Source organism: Helicobacter sp. 13S00401-1, from assembly GCF_002272925.1.
Taxonomy (GTDB): Bacteria; Campylobacterota; Campylobacteria; order Campylobacterales; family Helicobacteraceae; genus Helicobacter_I.
Genome location: NZ_MLAR01000056.1, coordinates 1 through 246, shown reverse-complemented (window position 1 = coordinate 246; position 246 = coordinate 1). Strand labels below are relative to the sequence as shown.

Annotated in this window: 1 pseudogene; it reads left to right on the top strand. The window is 28.5% G+C overall.

Annotation, left to right across the window (positions count from 1 at the left end):
• A pseudogene (locus tag BKH43_RS08600) lies at window positions 1–246 on the top strand (methyl-accepting chemotaxis protein); the annotation flags it as partial.

The following is a 246-nucleotide window of genomic DNA, read 5'->3' as shown; positions in this document are numbered from 1 at the left end:
CTCTTTATCCAAAGACAGTGAAGCTGTAAGTGAAGCATTAAATGTAGCTAAGACTATAGAAGAAGGTAACTTAAGTGTGAGAATACTTAAGTTACCTTCTAATCCTCAATTAATTGAACTAAGAGATGTACTTAATAATATGTTAGATGTATTAGAACTAAAGATAGGTTCTAATATGAATGAGATAGAAAGAGTATTTGATAGTTATCTTAAATTAGACTTCTCTACTTCAGTATTAGATTCTAA